Source organism: Hydrogenophaga sp. NH-16, assembly GCF_004006415.1.
GTDB lineage: Bacteria > Pseudomonadota > Gammaproteobacteria > Burkholderiales > Burkholderiaceae_C > Hydrogenophaga > Hydrogenophaga pseudoflava.
On record NZ_CP029344.1, the window covers coordinates 843300 to 861514 of the forward strand.

At 68.4% G+C, this 18215-nt stretch carries 14 protein-coding genes and 1 pseudogene; 5 read left to right on the top strand and 10 right to left on the bottom strand.

What is annotated here, in order from left to right; translation table 11 throughout:
* The first annotated feature begins 162 nt into the window (after nucleotides 1–162).
* The gene (locus DD542_RS04085) at nucleotides 163–2574 is read left to right on the top strand and encodes a UvrD-helicase domain-containing protein (protein WP_127803988.1); all 2412 of its coding nucleotides are present in this window, start codon (nucleotides 163–165) and stop codon (nucleotides 2572–2574) included.
* Between the two features lie 102 nt (nucleotides 2575–2676).
* Here the strand turns inward: DD542_RS04085 and DD542_RS04090 are convergent, their stop codons facing one another.
* The 4 genes from DD542_RS04090 to DD542_RS04105 all read right to left on the bottom strand — a co-directional run bounded on the left by DD542_RS04090 (nucleotide 2677) and on the right by DD542_RS04105 (nucleotide 7888).
* On the bottom strand, nucleotides 2677–3657 hold the full coding sequence (locus DD542_RS04090) for a porin (protein WP_164868336.1): 981 nt from the start codon (nucleotides 3655–3657) through the stop codon (nucleotides 2677–2679).
* Nucleotides 3658–3820: 163 nt separating this feature from the next.
* On the bottom strand, nucleotides 3821–6040 hold the full coding sequence (locus DD542_RS04095) for an esterase-like activity of phytase family protein (protein ID WP_127803992.1): 2220 nt from the start codon (nucleotides 6038–6040) through the stop codon (nucleotides 3821–3823).
* A 53-nt stretch (nucleotides 6041–6093) separates the two neighbouring features.
* Nucleotides 6094–6858, bottom strand: coding sequence for an alpha/beta hydrolase (locus DD542_RS04100; RefSeq protein ID WP_127803994.1), 765 nt, complete (start codon nucleotides 6856–6858; stop codon nucleotides 6094–6096).
* Between the two features lie 13 nt (nucleotides 6859–6871).
* On the bottom strand, nucleotides 6872–7888 hold the full coding sequence (locus tag DD542_RS04105; RefSeq protein ID WP_127803996.1) for a M14 family zinc carboxypeptidase: 1017 nt from the start codon (nucleotides 7886–7888) through the stop codon (nucleotides 6872–6874).
* 68 nt (nucleotides 7889–7956) lie between these two features.
* Between DD542_RS04105 and DD542_RS04110 the strand changes: the two genes are divergently transcribed.
* Nucleotides 7957–8136: a hypothetical protein gene (locus tag DD542_RS04110; protein WP_066159080.1), complete on the top strand. Its 180-nt coding sequence runs from the start codon at nucleotides 7957–7959 to the stop codon at nucleotides 8134–8136.
* An 11-nt stretch (nucleotides 8137–8147) separates the two neighbouring features.
* Here DD542_RS04110 and DD542_RS04115 read toward each other — a convergent pair whose 3' ends face one another.
* Both DD542_RS04115 and asd read right to left on the bottom strand, forming a co-directional pair.
* Nucleotides 8148–8444: a hypothetical protein gene (locus DD542_RS04115; RefSeq protein WP_066159077.1), complete on the bottom strand. Its 297-nt coding sequence runs from the start codon at nucleotides 8442–8444 to the stop codon at nucleotides 8148–8150.
* Between the two features lie 119 nt (nucleotides 8445–8563).
* Complete coding sequence (gene asd / locus DD542_RS04120; protein ID WP_127803998.1) at nucleotides 8564–9469, bottom strand: archaetidylserine decarboxylase; 906 nt, start codon at nucleotides 9467–9469, stop codon at nucleotides 8564–8566.
* 59 nt (nucleotides 9470–9528) lie between these two features.
* On the opposite strand from asd, the gene DD542_RS04125 reads away from it, so the two are divergent.
* Nucleotides 9529–11190, top strand: coding sequence for an aminotransferase class III-fold pyridoxal phosphate-dependent enzyme (locus tag DD542_RS04125; RefSeq protein WP_127804000.1), 1662 nt, complete (start codon nucleotides 9529–9531; stop codon nucleotides 11188–11190).
* 29 nt (nucleotides 11191–11219) lie between these two features.
* Here the strand turns inward: DD542_RS04125 and DD542_RS04130 are convergent, their stop codons facing one another.
* Nucleotides 11220–11822, bottom strand: coding sequence for a hypothetical protein (locus DD542_RS04130; RefSeq protein WP_127804002.1), 603 nt, complete (start codon nucleotides 11820–11822; stop codon nucleotides 11220–11222).
* Between the two features lie 154 nt (nucleotides 11823–11976).
* Here DD542_RS04130 and DD542_RS04135 point away from each other — a divergent pair, with 154 nt between their 5' ends.
* Nucleotides 11977–13320, top strand: a complete 1344-nt coding sequence (locus tag DD542_RS04135; protein WP_127804004.1) for a glycosyltransferase family 1 protein — start codon at nucleotides 11977–11979, stop codon at nucleotides 13318–13320.
* Here the strand turns inward: DD542_RS04135 and DD542_RS24170 are convergent.
* From DD542_RS24170 to DD542_RS04150, 3 genes and pseudogenes are all read right to left on the bottom strand, one after another.
* Nucleotides 13308–13991, bottom strand: a pseudogene (locus DD542_RS24170) (BPSS1780 family membrane protein); the annotation flags it as partial. The gene DD542_RS04135 and the pseudogene DD542_RS24170 sit on opposite strands and share 13 nt — an antisense overlap.
* 10 nt (nucleotides 13992–14001) lie before the next feature.
* On the bottom strand, nucleotides 14002–15012 hold the full coding sequence (locus tag DD542_RS04145; protein WP_127804006.1) for a homoserine kinase: 1011 nt from the start codon (nucleotides 15010–15012) through the stop codon (nucleotides 14002–14004).
* 15 nt (nucleotides 15013–15027) lie between these two features.
* The gene (locus DD542_RS04150; protein WP_127804008.1) at nucleotides 15028–15360 is read right to left on the bottom strand and encodes a hypothetical protein; all 333 of its coding nucleotides are present in this window, start codon (nucleotides 15358–15360) and stop codon (nucleotides 15028–15030) included.
* Between the two features lie 59 nt (nucleotides 15361–15419).
* On the opposite strand from DD542_RS04150, the gene polA reads away from it, so the two are divergent.
* The gene (polA, locus tag DD542_RS04155; RefSeq protein WP_127804010.1) at nucleotides 15420–18209 is read left to right on the top strand and encodes a DNA polymerase I; all 2790 of its coding nucleotides are present in this window, start codon (nucleotides 15420–15422) and stop codon (nucleotides 18207–18209) included.
* Nucleotides 18210–18215: the final 6 nt, after the last annotated feature.

Consider the following 18215-nt stretch of genomic DNA (forward strand, 5'->3'; position numbering starts at 1 on the left):
CTGGCCGGTGCCTTGTTTCCGGAGCCGGAAAAAAGAAACCGGGCGCAATTGCTTGGGCCCGGTGATTGATTCTAGGCCGATGCCGCCGGTCGCGGGGGGATGGTTGGGAATATGGGGGCTATACGAAGGGCTGTATGGCGGGCCGCTTCCTACAATCCCCGGATGCTGTTTGAAGATCCCACCCCGCTGGTCGCGGGCCTGAACCCCGAGCAGGCCGCGGCCGTCACCCTGCCGCCCGAACACGCCCTCATCCTGGCCGGTGCCGGCTCGGGCAAGACCCGGGTGCTCACCACCCGCATCGCCTGGCTGCTGCAGAGCGGTCAGGCGGGGCCGGGCGGCATCATGGCAGTGACCTTCACCAACAAGGCGGCCAAGGAAATGATGACCCGCCTGACCGCCATGCTGCCGGTGAATGTGCGCGGCATGTGGATCGGCACCTTCCACGGCCTGTGCAACCGCTTCCTGCGTGCGCACCACCAGGCGGCCGGTCTGCCGCAGACCTTCCAGATCCTGGACACGCAGGACCAGCTCTCGGCCATCAAGCGCCTGTGCAAGCAGCACAACGTGGACGACGAACGCTTTCCCCCGAAGCAGCTGCAGTGGTTCATCAGCGGCTGCAAGGAGGACGGCATGCGCCCGCGCGACGTGGTGGTGCGCGACGACGAGACGCGGCGCAAGGTCGAGATCTACCAGCTCTACGAAGAGCAGTGCCAGCGCGAGGGCGTGGTCGATTTCGGCGAGCTGATGCTGCGCAGCTACGAGGTGCTGCGCGACAACGACCCGATCCGGGTGCACTACCAGCGGCGTTTCAAGCACATCCTGATCGACGAGTTCCAGGACACCAACCGGCTTCAGTACGCCTGGATCAAGATGTTCTCCTCACCGCACACCGAGGGCCTGCCGCCCTCGGGCAACGCGGTGTTTGCCGTGGGCGACGACGACCAGAGCATCTACGCCTTCCGCGGCGCGCGCGTGGGCAACATGGCCGATTTCGTGCGCGAGTTCCAGGTGAAGCACCAGATCAAGCTGGAACAGAACTACCGCAGCGCCAGCAACATCCTCAATACCGCCAACGAGCTGATCAGCCACAACAGCCGCCGCCTGGGCAAAAACCTGCGCACCGACGCAGGCGCCGGTGAGCCGGTGCGCGTCTACGAATCGGTGAGCGATTTCGCCGAAGCGCAGTGGATGGTGGACGAAATGAAGCAGCTCGAACGCGAGGGCACACCGCGCAGCGAAATGGCCGTGCTCTACCGCAGCAACGCGCAGAGCCGCGTGGTCGAGACCGCACTGTTCAATGCGGCCATTCCCTACCGGGTGTACGGCGGCCTGCGCTTCTTCGAGCGCGCCGAGATCAAGCACGCGCTGGCCTATCTGCGGCTGCTGGAGAACCCGCACGACGACACCAGCTTCCTGCGGGTGGTGAACTTCCCGCCGCGCGGCATCGGCGCGCGCAGCGTCGAGCAGCTGCAGGACGTGGCGCGCGCCAGCGGCTGCTCGCTGCACGACGCGGTGAGCGGCGTGACCGGGCGCGCCGGCACCGCCATTGCCAACTTCGTCGCGCTGCTGGATGTGATGCGCGAGAAGACGGAGGCCATGACCCTCAAGGAGATCATCGAGCTGGTGCTCGACAAGAGCGGCCTGATCGAACACTTCCGCAACGAGCGCGAGGGCGAGGACCGGGTGGAGAACCTGGAGGAACTGGTCAACGCTGCCGAAAGCTTCGTGATGCAGGAAGGCTTTGGCCGCGACGCGGTGGCTTTGCCGGTGGACGAGCACGGGTCTTCGTTGTCCCAAAGCCCGGTGAGCCAGGGCCTGGACCCGGATGCGCCGGTGCTGAACGAATCGCTGGCCCCCGATGCGGAAACCGGCGAGACGCTCAGCCCGCTGGCCGCCTTCCTCACCCACGCTGCGCTGGAGTCCGGCGACAACCAGGCCCAGGCCGGGCAGGACGCGGTGCAGCTGATGACGGTGCACGCCGCCAAGGGCCTGGAGTTCGACTGCGTGTTCATCACGGGCCTGGAAGAGGGCCTGTTCCCGCACGAGAACTCGATGAGCGACCGCGACGGGCTGGAGGAAGAGCGCCGCCTGATGTACGTGGCCATCACGCGGGCGCGCAAGCGCCTGTACCTGAGCCACTCGCAGACGCGCATGCTGCATGGCCAGACCCGCTACAACATGAAGAGCCGCTTCTTCGACGAACTGCCCGAGACCTGCCTCAAGTGGCTCACACCGCCGCAAGCCGCCTGGGCCGCCGCGGCGCCGTCGGTGGGCGGCTGGCAGGGCGGTCGGCGCGGGCAGTACGCCTCCGCTGGATCGGCCGCCGCCAACCCGGCCTGGTCGCCGGGCTTCCTGTCCACCGGCAGCGGTACGCCTCCGCCCAAGGCCAGCGAGCCCGACCGCGGCGTCGACATCCGCACCGGCCAGAAGGTGTTTCACAACAAGTTCGGGGAGGGCAAGGTGCTGGCGCTCGAAGGCGCGGGCGCCGATGCCCGTGCCCAGGTCAGCTTCAGCCGCCATGGCGTCAAGTGGCTGGCGCTCAGCGTGGCCAAGCTCACCCCGGTCGAGGAATGAAAAAAGCCACCGGCGCGTGAGCGCCGGTGGCATCAAAACGTTGCGCAGACTCTGATTGCGGATTCGGAAGTTCCCCCTGCGCAACTTCCCCGGAAAGGGTCCTCAGAAGTCGTGGCGCAGGCCCACGGCGAACAGGCGGGTGTCGGCGGTCTTGGAGCCGGCGCCGTTCTTCACGTTGTGCGAGCGGAAGCCGCCGTACACCTTGGTGCGCTTGGACAGGGCGTAGGTGGCGCCGACGCCGAAGCCGGACGATTTGGCGGCGGTGGAACCGCCGATTTCGGTCTTGCTGGTGGCGAAGCCGAAGGACAGGTTGACATTGCCCATGGGCACGTTCAGGCCCACGGTCAGTTCATTGTCGTCGCCCTTCTCGTCGTTGCCGCGGCGGGTGTTGTAGCCACCCGAGAGGCTGACGGCGCCCAGATCGTAGGCGGCGGCGATCAGCATGTAGTCGTTGTCCTTGCCCTTTTCCTGCTGCAGGCCCAGAGCCACGTCCAGCGGGCCGGCCTTGTAGCCGATCTTGGCGCCCAGCATGTTGGCATCTACCGTGGCGTCTTCGTCCAGGGCGTATTCGATACCGCCGTACACACCGCCCAGCTTCGGCAGCTGGTAGGTGATCTTGTTGTTGAAGCGGCTGCTGTAATCGCCGCCAGAGCCCCAGACGCCGTTCGAGGCGGGCGTGAAGGCAGAGTCGAACACGCTGGAGCTGAGGGCCACGCCGCGCACTTCGTCATAGATGGTGGAGCTGCGACCCAGCTTGACTTCACCGAAGCCACCGGCCAGGCTCACGGTCGACTCGCCCTTCCAGAACGGGTCCTGCGAGGTGCCTTCGTCGGCGTTGAAGCGGTGTTCGATCTTGAAGTTGGCCTTGAGGCCACCACCGAGGTCTTCGGATCCACGGAAGCCCAGGCGCGAGGTCGTCAGGCCGCCGTCGCCGCCATTGAACAGCTTGGTCTGGCTGCCCTTGTCGAGTTCCTTGAGGCTGCCAACCGACAGGTCGACGCGGCCGTACACGGTGACGGAGGATTGGGCCATGGCGGCGCCGGAAGCGGCCAGCACGGCCAGAGCGATCAGGCTCTTCTTCATGATGTTTCCTTGATGGATTCGTTGGAACGTGTGGGGCGGATGCCCACCTGATGCAAAAGACATTCAGGTGGCGCCATTGCAACCGGCGGGCATAAAAGTTTCGTGACAGTGTGTCTCCGTTGCTACAAAACACGGAGCAATCAACGCTGTCATGGTGCTTTCATCAAGGCTTGCCAGTGTTGAGGAGACGTGTCCAGCCAGCGCCGTCGTTGTCATTCACAACCCAGAGCGCGCCCTTGAAGTCCACCATGCCTTCGGCCTTCTCATGCATCCAGTGGAAGTCCTTGCGCAGGTCCTTCACCAGGACCTTCTTCAGCACCGCACCCTCGACCACGTCGGCCGCGTTGACGCTGTAGACCCGCTTGACCTCGGCGTTGATGGACCGTCCTTCGCCACCACCCTTGTCGCGTTCGAGCAGCAGCAGACGGCCGTCGCTGGTCAGCTGGATTTCCGACAGACCCATCCAGTAGGTCTTGGCGTCCTTGCTGTGCTGTTCCAGAGGGTAGAGCGCGGTGGTCCAGGTCATTGTGGGCAGGTGCAGCTTGAGGATGGCCGCTTGGGGCTTGGACAGGTCGAATCCACGCTGAATGGCCATGTAGAGCGTCTGACCATCGGCGCTGGCGGCCACACCCTCGTAACCGGTGCTGGTCTTGGCGCTGGCGAACTTGGCCTGGATGCTGGCGGGCAGTTTGATCCGCTGTTGCACTGCGCCGGCGGCGTCCACCTTGACCAGCTCGTTGCCGTCGACCGTGGCACCTTCGGAGGCGATCCAGAAACCGTCGGGCACGCGCGCGATGCCCTCGGGGTCGAGCTTCAGTGGCTGGCCCTTTTCGGTCAGTGGCGTCACCTGGTCGATCACCACCCGGCCCTGTGCTGCCTCGGTCATGTTCAGACGCCAGATGCGCGATTGCGCAAACGCGTTGTCGGGCACGGCGTAAAGGTGGTTGCCATCGGTGGTGAGGCCCGATAGAGCGCCCCATGGCAAGCCTGCGTCGCGAGCGACGATCTGCGGTTCGCCTGCAGGTGCGCCCAGGGCATGGAAGCGGTAGAGGTTGATCGACCCATCGCCTTCGTTGGCCGTGACCGCGAGCTGCTGGCCATCTGCACGGCGGGTGATGGTGGTGATGCCTTCGGGAGACATGCCGGTGGGCAGCAGCTGGACGAAATGCGGCTGCGTCGGGTTGCTGACCTCGTACACCTCCAGGAAGGAGCCGCGCTCCGAGCCGACCAACAGGTGGGGCCGACCGCCGAAGCGGGCGCTGGTGATGCCCTCGATCTCCACGCCCTTGGAAGCCGAGCGGTTGTCTGGGTAGTGACCGTGCGCCACCGCGTGCAGCTCGGTGCGTTCGCCCGTCTCGTACACCACGGCGCCGCGGGTGTTCATGAGTGTGAAGCCGCGGCCGCCAGGCAGGCTACCGTCCGAGCCCTTCTTGCCGTCGCCCTCGTTGGCGAGTGCGAACACATCGTTCGACACCCAGGTGACGGCGTCGGGTTCGCGCCGGCCGCTGAAGCTGTCCTTGAAGCCGATTTCCTTGTCGCGCTGCAGGTCGGCATTGCCGGTGCGCACCACGGTGCCGGCGGAGAGCACGCGCAGCAGGCGTGCCTGACGCGGGTGGCGCAGGTCGATCAGCGCCACGGCATTGTTCTCCTGCAGGGTCACGGCGGCGGTGCGGCCGTCGGGCGAGATGGACACGAACTCCGGCTGCGGGTCTTGCGGGTAGATCGCGCCGGGCAGGGACTTCAGCGCTTCCACCAGCTCGATGCTCTGCAGGCCGCTGGAGGTGGCCACGTACAGGTCCTGCAGGCCCACCACGTCGATGCGGCCGGGGCGCTTGCCGTCCAGCGTGGCGTCGCCCTTGGCGTCGGTCTCTTCGTCCTCGATGGCAACGATGGCACGCAGGGTCTTGCCGCTGCCGGCCAGGGCCAGCGAGTCGGGGCCGACGCCCACGGTGATGTCTTTCACATGCCGGACCGCTTGCGGGTCGCGCACGTCGTAGATGCGCAGGAAGCCGCGGCGCGCGTTGGCCACGTCGTCGTCCATGCGCATGGCCACCACGGCGTAGCGACCGTCGGGGCTGACCGCCACCGAGGTGGGCTCACCCACGCCGCCCAGGCGCACGTCCACGCGCGGCAGGTGGGCCGGGCGGGCCGGGTCGCGGATGTCCACCAGGCCCAGGGCACCGGCGTCGGCGCTGGTGTAGAGCAGGGTCCGGCCGTCGGGTGTGGCGGTGATGATCTCGGCCACGCCGTCCACCGGCAGGTGGTGGACCATGGCGAAGCGGCCCGTGGGCGGGACGGCGAGGGCGGGTGTGGTGGTGGCGAATGCGGCGACGAAGGTGAGCGCGGATGCAAAGGCCGGCGCGGTCAGGCGGAACAAGGACATGGTGGCGATGGAAGGGATGGACACAAAGCGCCGCAGCCTATGCGCCTCGTGTGTCATGGCCGTGACGACCGCCGCTCCACCCAGTCGCGCACCTGTTCGATCACCCACCCAGGGTCGTCCAGCGGCAGGTCGTGCCCCGCGCCGGGGTGCCGCGCCAGCGGGCTGCCCCAGGCCCGCGCGAGCGCTTCCGAGCAACTGGTGCTGACCAGCCGGTCTCCTCGGCTGGTCAGCACCAGCACTGGCCGCTGCGGCGCCTGGGCGGGGGCCCGGAAGCGGGCCGCCGCCAGCAGCTGCCGCAGCGCATTGGCCGCCTGCACCGGGCGCTGCCGCCGCGCAGCGACCCAGGAGGCCAGCACCGCGTCGTCCACATCGGGGCGCGCGCTGGTCATGCGCCAGATCAGCCGCTCGGCGGTGTCCGACGACGGGCGGCCGACCACCAGCCGCAACAGCGTCGGCAGGTTGTGCGGCCGCAGCCGGTGGTGCAGCGGGCTGAAGGGCCGCATGCTGGTGTTGACCAGCACCGCCGACGCGATGTCCTGGGGCGCGCTGTGCAGCCACTCTGTGGCCACCATCCCACCCAGCGACAGGGCCAGCAGGTGCACCGGGCCGGTGAGGCCCAGGCTGTGCAGTTGCGCCCGGGCGTCGGCCACCATGGCGGCCACCGCGGCCGGGCTGCGCTCGTGGCAGCGCAGGCCGTTGCCGGCCAGATCGATCAGGTGCACGCGGGCGCCGGGCAGAGCAGCTGCGAAGCGCTGCGGGAAATCTCCCCAGTGCGCCGATTCGCGGGTCAGTCCGCGCAGGAACACCCAGTTGCTCATGGCTGCCATCCTTTCAGAACCAGTCGGCCAGCGCCTGGGCGTGGCCATCGGCGCGCTCGTGCGGCGCGGGTGTCCACTGCGCATGGCTGCCGGCGGCGCGCGCCAGGAAGTCCAGCAGCGCCAGATGCCGTCGCAGCACGCGCTGCTGCCGGTGGCCGATGAGCGGGTTGAAGATGCCCTTGCGCGAGAACAGCTGGCGCGGGTTCTTCTTGACCCACAGCCACGAGCCCATCTCCAGCGTCAGCGGCAGGAAGGTGCGCGCCGGGTCGGTGCAGGCCTGCAGGTAGAGGTGGTCCCAGAGGTCGCCGTGGGTCAGGTACTGGGCGCTCTGCGGTTCGATGATGTAGGGATGGTGGTGGTGCGCCTGCTCGAAGATGGTCCTGAGCGCCCGCACCTCGGCCAGGTGGGGGATGGGCTTGCGCGTGTGGGCGAAGGGGAACCACAGCCGGTCGCTGATGCCGAAGCCCGAATGGCAGTCCAGTGCCAGCGAAAACGGGCGCGCCAGCAGCTCGACCTGCACCACCTCGCACAGCGCGGCGCTCTCGGTCTCCAGCGGGTCGCCCAGGCGGCCGCGGTACCAGGGCAGGCCGGCGCTCAGCCGCTGGCCGCCCATCAGCCAGGGCACCTTCTCGCGCGCCTCCACCGGGGAGTTGCGCATCAGATCCACACCGCGCGGGTTGGCGCGGGTCGCGGCCCACATGCCGCCGGGGTTCACGACGGGCATGAACACCAGCCGCACCTCCTCCAGCAGGCGGTGCAGCGAACGGTCCCAGCCCAGCCGGGTGACGATGTTCTGCAGGAAGGCGATCACCACTTCCGCGCCGATGCGCTCCAGCCCGTGCACGCCGCCGAAGTAACCGACGCCCGGGCAGCACGGATCGGGGTTGCCCAGGGTGATGGCCCAGACCGGAAAGCGGGGTCCGCCGGGAATGGCGACATGGCGCACCGGCCGCGCCTGCAGGTGCTGGCCGCCCAGCTCGATCAGCCGTTCGAGCGTCTGCAACTCGGGCAGCGGGTGGGCGGTGCTCATGGGGGTTGACACAGGGTTGTCACAGACCGGCCCTACCGTGGGGGCCCGACCTGTGCAATGAAGAGAACATGACCGCCAGCTTCAGCGATCCTTCCCGCCGCCCCGCGCGTCCGACCCTGTTGTGCCGGTGCGTGCAGGCGGGGGTGGTGGTGTGTGGTCTGGCGGGTGGGCTGGTGGAGTTCCTGGCCTTGCAGCGCTGGCGCGTGCAGTTGCGCCAGCGCGGGGCGTTGCCGCCCTGGTGGCGCTAGCCCGGGCCGGTTCAGTCCGCCTTGGCCGTCGCCTCCCGGGCGGCCGGGGCGGCTGCGGCCTTCTCCATGTCGCCGAGCTGCACCGACAGGTCCAGCAGGCGCACCTTGCTCATGTAGTAGCGGTCCAGGCGCCATTCCTTGAGCAGGTCCAGCGCGAGTTCGAAGTTGTCGAAGTTGAGCTTGTAGAGGTCGTTGACCGGGTAGGCCGCCTCCGACTCAAGGGCGACGACCAGGGCCGACAGGATGCGCGCTTCACTGGACTCGGGCGCGTTTTCGATCAGCTTGCGGGCTTTCTTCAGGGCTTTCACATGAGGCCTTTCTTCCAACGTTGGTGGTTCGGTGCGGACGTGGTGTCAGACAACCGTTCAACCGAGCTTACCGGCCGGCCAGCGGCTTTTGATGACGGTTTTGTGAAAGAAAGCTGACGTCAGCTTGAACGCCGCCTGTCCTCGCGCACCAGCAACGGCTGCCCCATGCGCAGCGTCTGCCCGGTGGCCAGCCCCGGCGCCAGCACGTGCCCTGGCGGTGCAAACACCAGGATGGTCGAACCGTGCTCGAACCAGCCCAGCTCCTGGCCCTTGGTGCAGGGCGCGTCGCAGGGCAGCTCGTTGGGGCCGCGGTAGCGCAGGTTCAGCGGCACGTCCAGCGCGTGCAGGCGCATGCTCGCCACCAGGATCGCCGCCACCGGCACCAGCAGCAGGCGCGCGCCATCGGGCTGGCGCAGGTGCAGCACCGCGCGCTCGTTGCGGCAGAACAGGCGCTCCACGCGCTGCAGCGCGATCGGGTTCACGTTCCAGGTGTCCCCGCTGATGTAGGTGACGTGTTCGAGCCGCGCGTCGCAGGGTGCGTGGAAGCGGTGGTACATGCTGGACGTGAGCCGCAGGGTCACATAGCTGCCGCCCTGCAGTTCGCGACACAGCGCGGCGGTGTGGGCCGAGTCGCCCAGCAGCTCGGCCAGCTTGTACGGAAAGCCCTTGGCCTGGAACACCTGGGGCTCGCCGTCCACGGCCTCGATGCGGCCGCAGGCGCCGACGATGCCGTCGCTGGGGCTGGTGATGACGCCGGGGCGTGGGTCCACTGGTCTGGCGCCGGGGCGCAGCTCGCGGATGAAGCAGTCGTGCAGGCTGGCGAAGCGCTGCTGTTTCGCGTCGCTCAGGTCCAGGTCGCTGAAGGCCTTCCAGACCGCCAGCGAGAGGTCGCGCACCCAGGGGTGGCGGATGCGGCTCCACCAGCCGATGGCGTGGGTGAGGGCGATGCGGGGCACGCGGTTGGTCAGCAGGAAGTTGAGGTCTTCTTGCTGCGCGATGCGGCGCAGGGTGGCAACGGGATTCATGGAGATGACACGCGCTTTAAATAGAAACAGGGCCGACACCCCCTCTGGAGCCCGAACCCATGTCCTTGTTGGAAATTGCCCTGCCGGCGGGCGCGCTCGCCCTCGCGGCGCCGATGATCAAGCGCCGGATCGACCTCTCGCGCGCCAAGCACCGCTCGCTGGCCGGGCACTCGCGCATGGCTAAGCGGCTGGCGCGCTGGCTGCCGGGTTACGCCTACGAAGAGACCGAGTTCTTCGCCTGCGACGGCGCAGCGCCGGAGGTGGTGGCCCGGCGCCGCGCGGCCTTCGAGGCGCTCGCCGCCGGTCTGGCCAGCCGCCACCCGAAGACGCTGGCGATGACGGCGCAGGCCCGCGAAGGCCTGGCCGACCTGCAGTTCACCGGCCGCTACCGCGTGCCCTTCCAGTTCAGCCCCATCGTGAGCGAGCGGCTCAAGGTCGGCGCTTTCGTGCAGTCGGCCGACGGCGTGACGCTGACCGATCTGGATGGTTTCCGCTTCCACGACCTCACCGGCTCCTACGGCGTCAACGTGTTCGGCGTGGACTTCTACAAGGCCTGCATGGCCGAAGGCGCGGCCCGCATGCAGGACCTGGGGCTGGTGCTCGGCGCCTACCATCCCTGCGTGGCGGGCAACATCCAGCGCCTGCGCGAGATCTCGGGCATGGACGAGGTCTCGTTCCACATGTCCGGCACCGAGGCGGTGATGCAGGCGGTGCGGCTGGCGCGCTTCCACACCCGCAAGCGCCACCTGGTGCGCTTTCCCGGCGCCTACCACGGCTGGTGGGAGGACGTGCAGCCGGGCCCCGGCAACCCGCTGCCGCCGCGCGAGACCTACACCCTGGCCGACATGAGCGAACGCAGCCTGCAGGTGCTGCGCACCCGCCGCGACATCGCCTGCGTGCTGGTCAATCCGCTGCAGGCGCTGCACCCCAACCGCGTGCCGCCGGCCGATTCGGCCCTGGTGGACAGCGGCCGGCAGGCCCACTTCGACCGCGCCGCCTACACCGCCTGGCTGCAGCGCCTGCGCGAGGTCTGCACCGAGCGCGGCATCGTGCTGATCTTCGACGAGGTGTTTCTCGGCTTCCGGCTCGCACCGGGCGGCGCGCAGGAGTACTTCGGCGTGAAGGCCGACATGGTCACCTACGGCAAGACGCTCGCCGGTGGCTACCCGGTGGGCGTGGTTTGCGGGCGCCACGGGCTGATGCAGCGCTTCCGCGCCGACCGGCCGGCCGACCTCTGCCTGGCGCGCGGCACCTTCAACGCGCACCCGTGGGTGATGGGCGGCATGTCGGTGTTCCTGGAGCGTCTGCAGACGCCCGAGGTGCAGGCGGTGTACGAAGGGCAGGACGAGCGCTGGAACGCACGGGCCCGGCGCTTCAACGAGACCATGGAACGCGAGGGCCTGCCCATGCGCGCGACCAACCTGCACAGCATCTGGACCATCAACTACACCGAGCCCTCGCGCTACAACTGGATGCTGCAGTACCTGCTGCGCTGGCACGGTGTGGCGCTGAGCTGGGTGGGCACGGGCCGGCTGATCTTCAGCCTGAACGTCAGCGACGCCGACTTCGACGCCGTGCTGGAAAAGTTCGTGCGCGCCGGGCGCGACATGCGCGAGCAGGGCTGGTGGGCACCGGTGGCGGGGCAGAGCAACCGGGGCATCCGCCGCGGCATCCTGCGCGAGGTGATCGCCACCGCCCTGGGGCGCCGACCGGGCGCATGACGAGGAGGACCGCACGCCCTTGAACGGCGTCAGGCGCGGCCGTGCGCGGGGTCGTACAGCTCGCCGCGCAGCAGCTGCAGCGGGGCCCGGTGGTAGAGCTTGATGTCGTGGAACGGGTCGGTGAGGATCTTGGTCATCCACACCAGGCCGGTCTGCACGTCGCGGAGGAAGAACAGTTGCACGGTGCGGAACAGCAGCCCGGCCACGCCGAGCGCCAGCCAGGCGGCACCGACGTCGCGCACGTAGCCCGTCCAGTCGGTGTGCGGCTCGATCAGGCCCATCAGGTCGGGGCTGGCCAGCAGCGCCAGCGGCACCGCGGCCCAGATGGCGATCAGCACCACCTTGCGGCGCAGGTTGTAGCCCACCTTGATCTCCTCCTTGTATTCGTTGGTGACCTGGTTCACATGGTCGTAGCCCAGGGGTTCGAAGAAGAAGTGGCCGGACTGCCGCGTCGTCATCGACACCAGCCAGCCGATCAGCGCCGAGACCACCGGATCGATGAACAGCCACCCGTAGGCCACCACGAAGCTGACCGCGCTGATGAAGTGCAGCGTCTGGTTGATGCGGTTGTGGTGGTAGTAGCGGTGGTCGTCCCAGCGCTGGGTCTTCAGGGCGTCGAAAAACGCGGTCATGCGGGCTCCTGCAAGGGTTTGGGGTGCGCGCATCGTGTCGCGATTGCGTGAAATCGCGGTGACAACACCGGGGCTTCACAGTTTGGTCTTGCCTCGGTCACATCGGCGGGCGCGCTGTCACAAATCTGTTGCACCCCATGCGGACCATTGGCGCATGAAGACACCCGACGCCCAAGACATTGTGCTGCAGGACTTCCCCGCGGCGCACCCCTCTCTGCGCCTGGCGGTGGTCACGGAAACCTGGCCACCAGAAGTCAACGGTGTGGCCCTGACGCTGTCGCGGCTGGTGCAGGGCCTGTGCGAACGCAACCACCAGGTGCAGCTGGTGCGACCCCGGCAGGCCAGCGGCGACCTCGGCGCGCGGGACATCGGGTTCGAAGAAAAGCTGATGCGCGGCATGCCGATCCCGCGCTACCCCCAGCTCAAGCTCGGGCTGCCGGGCCGCAAGGCGCTGATGGCCTCGTGGTCGCTGCAGCGCCCCGACCTGGTCCACATCGCCACCGAGGGGCCGCTGGGCTGGTCGGCGCTGAAGGCGGCGCGCCAGCTGCGCATCCCGGTCACGTCGGACTTCCGCACCAACTTCCACAGCTACAGCCAGCACTACGGCCTGGGCTGGCTGCGCCGGCCGATCGAGGCCTACCTGCGCAAGTTCCACAACCAGACCCTGTGCACCATGGTGCCCACCCGCGCCCTGTGCGCCGAGCTGCTGTCACAGGGCTTCGAGCGGCTGCAGGTGGTGGCGCGCGGCGTCGACACCCGGCTGTTCGACCCCGGCCTTCACGACAACACGCTGCGGGCGCACTGGGGCGCCGGCCCCGGCGACCTGGTGCTGCTGGTGGTCGGGCGGCTGGCGCCCGAGAAGAACCTCGACCTGGTGCTGGAGGCCTTCGAGGCCATGCAGGCGGTGCACGAGGGTGTGCGCCTGGTGTTCGTGGGCGACGGGCCGATGCGCGATGCGCTGGAGCGGCGCTGCCCGCAGGCGCGGTTCATGGGCTCGCAGACCCAGGCCGAGCTGGCGCGCAGCTACGCCTCGGCCGACCTGCTGCTGTTTCCCAGCCTCACCGAGACCTTTGGCAACGTGACCCTGGAGGCCCTGGCCAGCGGGCTGCCGGTGCTGGCCTGTGCCTGCGCTGCCGCGGCCGAATGGGTGCAGACCGACCACAACGGCTGGACGGTGCCGGCCGGCGACCCGCAGGCTTTTGTGCAGATGGCGGTAGCGCTGGCGCGGGAGCCGGGACGGGTGGCCCGGGCCGCCGGGCAGGCCCGCGCCTCGGTGGAGCCGCTGGACTGGCCGCAGATCACCTTGCAGGTTGAAGCGCTGTTCCTGCGGGCGATGGAGTTGCACCGCAACGGTCGCCGGGGCCTGGAGGCCGCTCAGTGGGGCGCGAAGTCGTCCGTCGCCACCACCCCTGCGGGCTCGCTGTCGTCGAAGCTGTCGCGGAACGTGAACCAGATCGATGTGAAGAACATCGAGGCCATGAAGAGCACCGCCGGGTAGACGATCAGGCCTGCGGCCTGCGCGCCACCGAGCAGGGCGCTGAGCAGGCTGAGGGACACGCTGAAGGCCACGAACAGCCCGGTCCAGCCCAGCAGGAACACCAGCAGCGCGCCCTTGTTGGCCCAGCAGGCCATCAGGCTGAAGAACAGGCTCTTGACCGGTGGCACGCCGTGCCAGAAGAGCAGGGCGGGCGCGTGCCAGAACAGCATCTGCAGCGGCATCATGGCGACCAGCCCGAACCACAGCGCGGGGCTGGTGACCATGCTGCGCATGGCCTCCTCGGCGGTCATGGTGGCGGCGCCCTCGGGGTTGCCTTCCAGCAGGCCCACCAGCAGCAGGATCACCAGCAGCCCCAGGCCATACAGACCGCCCAGGGTGAGCATGCCCCGGGTTTTGGCGGGGCCGCCACGGAAGGCGGTGACCAGCTGCTTGGGCATCGGGAACCGCCCGGCCTCGGCCTCGCGCGAGGCCGACATCAGGCCCAGGTTGACCGCCGGGGTCAGCAGGGTGGCCAGGGCGGTGCCAAGAAACGGCACCAGAGCCAGCACCGACACCACCGCCATGAACATGAAGAACAGGCCCGACATGGCCAGGGGTTGCCGCAGAAAGGTCTTCACGCCCAGCCGGACCCATTGCAGGCCGGTGGATGCGGGCACGGTGCGCAGCTTCATGGCACGGCCCTCAGGCGGGCACGCCGCCGGCGTCGCGCAGCGAGTCCGCCAGGTCGCGGGCCTGGCGCACGCGCTCGCGCAGCACACGCTCGAAATGGCCCGGGTCGTGCGGCTTGAGCATGGCCGCCTCGCGCGGCAGGTGCCAGTCCCACAGCCTCGAGAGCCAGAAGCGCAGCGCGCCGGCGCGCAGCATGGCGGGCAGCAGCTGGCGTTCGGCGGCGGTCAACGGCCGCACCGACTGGTAGGCCGCCAGCATGGCGTGCGCGCGGCGCTCGTCGTGCAGGCCGTCTGCCGCTTCGTCGCCGTGGAAGATGCACCAGTCGTTGAGGGTGACAGCCAGGTCGAACAGCCAGCTGTCGTTGCCGGCGAAGTAGAAGTCGAAGAAGCCGCAGAGGCGGTCGCCGTCGAACATCACGTTGTCGCGGAACAGGTCGGCGTGCACCGGGCCATGGGGCAGCGCCTTGAAGGCGGGCTGCGCGGCCACGTGGTTCTGGTAGGCCAGTTCGCTGCGGATCAGGGTGGCCTGGTTGTCGCTCAGGTGCGGCAGCACCACCGGCACGGTTTCGTTCCACCAGGCCAGGCCGCGCAGGTTGGGCTGTTGCATGGCGAAGTCCTGGCCGGCCAGGTGCATGCGTGCGAGCATGGCGCCCACGGCCTCGCAGTGCACCACAGAGGGCCGCAGTTCGCTGTGCCCGGCCAGCTTGTTGACCACGGCCGCGGGCTTGCCCTGCAGCCGGTGCAGGATCTCGCCTTTGGTGTTGGCAGCAGGCTCGGGCACCGGGATGCCCTTTTGGGCCAGATGCTTCATCAGGCGCAGGTAGTACGGCAGCTGTTCGAAGCCCAGGCGCTCGAACACCGTGAGCACGTGCTCGGTCTCGGCGCCGTCCAGCACCGTGGTGGCGAAGTAGTTGGTGTTTTCAATGCCTCCCTGGATGCCGCGCAAGGCGGTGAGCTCACCCAGTTGGAGTTCGCGCAGCAGCGCAGCGGCTTCGTCCTGCGGGACTTCGGTGTAAACGGCCATGGAAACGGGAAAGGGTCAGAAGCTCAGAAGGCGCCAGCGGCTGCGGCCGCTGCTGCCCTGGCCTTCGGTGGGCAGATCCGCGCCACTCTGGGGGGCAATTTCATAGGCCGGGGCGCCGTTCTTGGGCTGCACGTCGATGCTGCGGGTCTGGCCGCCGATGCGCACCTCGTCGATGCGGGAGCCAGCGTCTTCGTGCGTGATGCGTTCGATCACCTTGGCCTCGCCCGCCGGCAGCCGGGGCTGTTCGACCGGGGTGGGCGCCGGGGTGCCGGTCTGTGCCAGCACGGGCAGGGACGCGGCAATGGCGAGGGCCAGCAGGAGGGATCGGAGCAGGGTTGGGGCGCGCATGCCGCATTGTAGGCATGGAGCGCCTGCGCCGCACCCTGGCATCCCCGACAATCGCCCCCATGTCCGAACAATCCACCCCGCGCCTGCTGCTGGTCGACGGCTCCAGCTACCTCTACCGCGCCTTCTTCGCTGGCGGCGACGCCATGAGTACCACCCTGCCCGACGGCACGGTGCAGAAGACGGGCGCCATCCGCATCATGATCAACATGATGCAGAAGCTGCTCAAGGACCACCCGTCCACCTGGGCCGCCTGCGTGTTCGACGCCTCGGGCCCGACCTTCCGCGACGCGCTCTACCCCGAGTACAAGCAGCACCGCAGCCCCATGCCCGACGACCTGCGCAGCCAGATCGCACCGATCCACGAGGTGGTGCGCCTCTCGGGTTGGCCGGTGCTGGACGTGCCGGGCGTCGAGGCCGACGACGTGATCGGCACCCTGGCGGTCGCGGCGGCCAGTCAGGGCATCGAGGTGCTGATCAGCAGCGGCGACAAGGACCTGGCGCAGCTGGTGAACGAGCACATCACCATCATCGACACCATGAGCGGCAAGGTGCGCGACCTGGCCGGGGTGGAGGCGGAGTTTGGAGTGCCCGCGCGCCTGATGCTGGACTACCAGATGCTGGTGGGCGACTCCATCGACAACGTGCCCGGGGTGAACAAGGTCGGCCCCAAGACGGCCGTGAAGCTGCTGCAGGAGTACGGCTCCATCGACAACCTGATCGCGCAGGCGGACCAAGTGAAAGGCGCCGTGGGCGAGAACCTCCGCCAGGCGCTGGACTGGCTGCCCACCGGCCGCCAGCTGCTGACTATCAAAACCGACTGCGACCTCAACGGCTGGGTGCCCGGCCTGCCGGCGCTGGATGCGGTGCGCATGGGCGAACCGCAGAAGGAGCCGCTGCGCGCGTTCTACGAGACCTATGGCTTCAAGGGCCTGGCCAAGGCGCTGGGGGGCGGCGAGGCGGCTGTGCCCGCGGCTGCGTCCGCCCCTGTGCCCGGCTCCACCAACGACCTGTTCAGCGATCCGGCGTCCGACATTCCGAGGGCGTCGAACCTCGCCTACGACACCATCCTCACCTGGGAGGCCTTCGACGCCTGGCTGAACAAGCTGGAGGCCGCCGAGCTGACCGCCATCGACACCGAGACCACCTCGCTGGATGAAATGGTCGCGCAGATCGTGGGCATCAGCTTCAGCGTGACGCCGGGCGAAGCCGCCTACATCCCGCTCAAGCACGAAGGGCCGGACTCGCCCGGACAGCTGCCACTGGACGAGGTGCTGGCCCGGCTCAAGCCCTGGCTGGAGAACCCGGCCCAACACAAGCTCGGACAGCACATCAAGTACGACCGCCACGTCTTCGCCAACCACGGCATCGAGGTTCAAGGCTATGTGCACGACACCATGCTGCAGAGCTATGTGCTGGAAGTGCACAAACCGCATGGGTTGAGCAGCCTGGCCGAGCGCCACCTGGGCCGCAGCGGCATCAGCTACGAAGACTTGTGTGGCAAGGGCGCGCACCAGATTCCCTTTGCGCAGGTGGACCTGGCCAAGGCGGCCGAGTACTCCTGCGAAGACAGCGACCAGACCCTGGACGTGCACCGCGTGCTGTGGCCGCAGATCAAGAGCGACCCCAAGCTCAAGTTCATCTACGAACTGGAAATCGCCAGCAGCGAGACGCTTTACCGCATCGAGCGCAACGGTGTGTTGATCGACGCGCCCACGCTGGCTCGGCAGAGCCACGAACTGGGGCAGCGCATCTTCGCGCTGGAGCAGGAGGCCTACGAGATCGCCGGCCAGCCCTTCAACCTCAGCAGCCCCAAGCAGCTGGGCGAAATCTTCTTCGACAAGCTGGGCCTGCCGGTCATCAAGAAGACCGCCACCGGCGCGCGCAGCACCGACGAAGAGGTGCTGGAAAAACTGGCCGAGGACTACCCGCTGCCGGCCAAGATCCTGGAACACCGCAGCCTCATCAAGCTCAAGGGCACCTACACCGACAAGCTGGCCCAGCTGGCGCTGCCGCGCACCGGCCGCGTGCACACCCACTACGCGCAGGCCGTGGCGGTGACCGGGCGCCTGTCCAGCAACGACCCCAACCTGCAGAATATCCCCATCCGCACCGCCGAAGGCCGCAAGGTGCGCGAGGCCTTCGTGGCCGCGCCGGGCCATGTGATCGCCAGCGCCGACTACTCGCAGATCGAGCTGCGCATCATGGCCCACCTGAGCGACGATGCGGCTCTGCTGCGCGCCTTCCACGAGGGGCACGACGTGCACCGCGCCACCGCGGCCGAGGTGTTCGGCATCAAGCCCGAGGAGGTCAGCAGCGAGCAGCGCCGCTACGCCAAGACCATCAACTTCGGCCTGATCTACGGCATGGGCACCTTCGGCCTGGCCAAGTCGCTGGGCATCGAGAACGCCGCCGCCAAGACCTACATCGACCGCTACTTCGCGCGCTTCGCCGGCGTCAAGCAGTACATGGACGACACCCGCGCGCTCGCCAAGGAGCAGGGCTACGTGGAAACCGCGTTCGGCCGCAAGCTGGTGCTGCCCGACATCAAGAACGCCAAGGGCGCCAAGCTGGCCGCGCTGGAGCGCCAGGCCATCAACGCGCCCATGCAGGGCACGGCCGCCGACCTGATCAAGCTGGCCATGGTGGCGGTTCAGAAGGCGCTGGACGACCAGGGCAAGGGCACGAAAATGATCATGCAGGTGCACGACGAACTGGTGTTCGAGGTGCCCGAGGCCGAGGTGGACTGGCTGCGCACCGAGATCCCGCGCCTGATGGCGGGCGTGGCGCAGCTCAAGGTGCCGCTGCTGGCCGAGGTGGGCGTGGGGCCGAACTGGGAACAGGCGCACTGAGCGCCC

Coding starts and splice junctions, on each gene's coding strand:
- DD542_RS04150 (WP_127804008.1), bottom strand. CDS start 15,360: ATGCGCGCCCCAACCCTGCTCCGATCCCTCCTGCTGGCCCTCGCCATT.
- DD542_RS04105 (WP_127803996.1), bottom strand. CDS start 7,888: ATGAGCACCGCCCACCCGCTGCCCGAGTTGCAGACGCTCGAACGGCTG.
- DD542_RS04095 (WP_127803992.1), bottom strand. CDS start 6,040: ATGTCCTTGTTCCGCCTGACCGCGCCGGCCTTTGCATCCGCGCTCACC.
- DD542_RS04110 (WP_066159080.1), top strand. CDS start 7,957: ATGACCGCCAGCTTCAGCGATCCTTCCCGCCGCCCCGCGCGTCCGACC.
- DD542_RS04085 (WP_127803988.1), top strand. CDS start 163: ATGCTGTTTGAAGATCCCACCCCGCTGGTCGCGGGCCTGAACCCCGAG.
- DD542_RS04145 (WP_127804006.1), bottom strand. CDS start 15,012: ATGGCCGTTTACACCGAAGTCCCGCAGGACGAAGCCGCTGCGCTGCTG.
- polA (WP_127804010.1), top strand. CDS start 15,420: ATGTCCGAACAATCCACCCCGCGCCTGCTGCTGGTCGACGGCTCCAGC.
- DD542_RS04125 (WP_127804000.1), top strand. CDS start 9,529: ATGTCCTTGTTGGAAATTGCCCTGCCGGCGGGCGCGCTCGCCCTCGCG.
- asd (WP_127803998.1), bottom strand. CDS start 9,469: ATGAATCCCGTTGCCACCCTGCGCCGCATCGCGCAGCAAGAAGACCTC.
- DD542_RS04090 (WP_164868336.1), bottom strand. CDS start 3,657: ATGAAGAAGAGCCTGATCGCTCTGGCCGTGCTGGCCGCTTCCGGCGCC.
- DD542_RS04135 (WP_127804004.1), top strand. CDS start 11,977: ATGAAGACACCCGACGCCCAAGACATTGTGCTGCAGGACTTCCCCGCG.
- DD542_RS04100 (WP_127803994.1), bottom strand. CDS start 6,858: ATGAGCAACTGGGTGTTCCTGCGCGGACTGACCCGCGAATCGGCGCAC.
- DD542_RS04130 (WP_127804002.1), bottom strand. CDS start 11,822: ATGACCGCGTTTTTCGACGCCCTGAAGACCCAGCGCTGGGACGACCAC.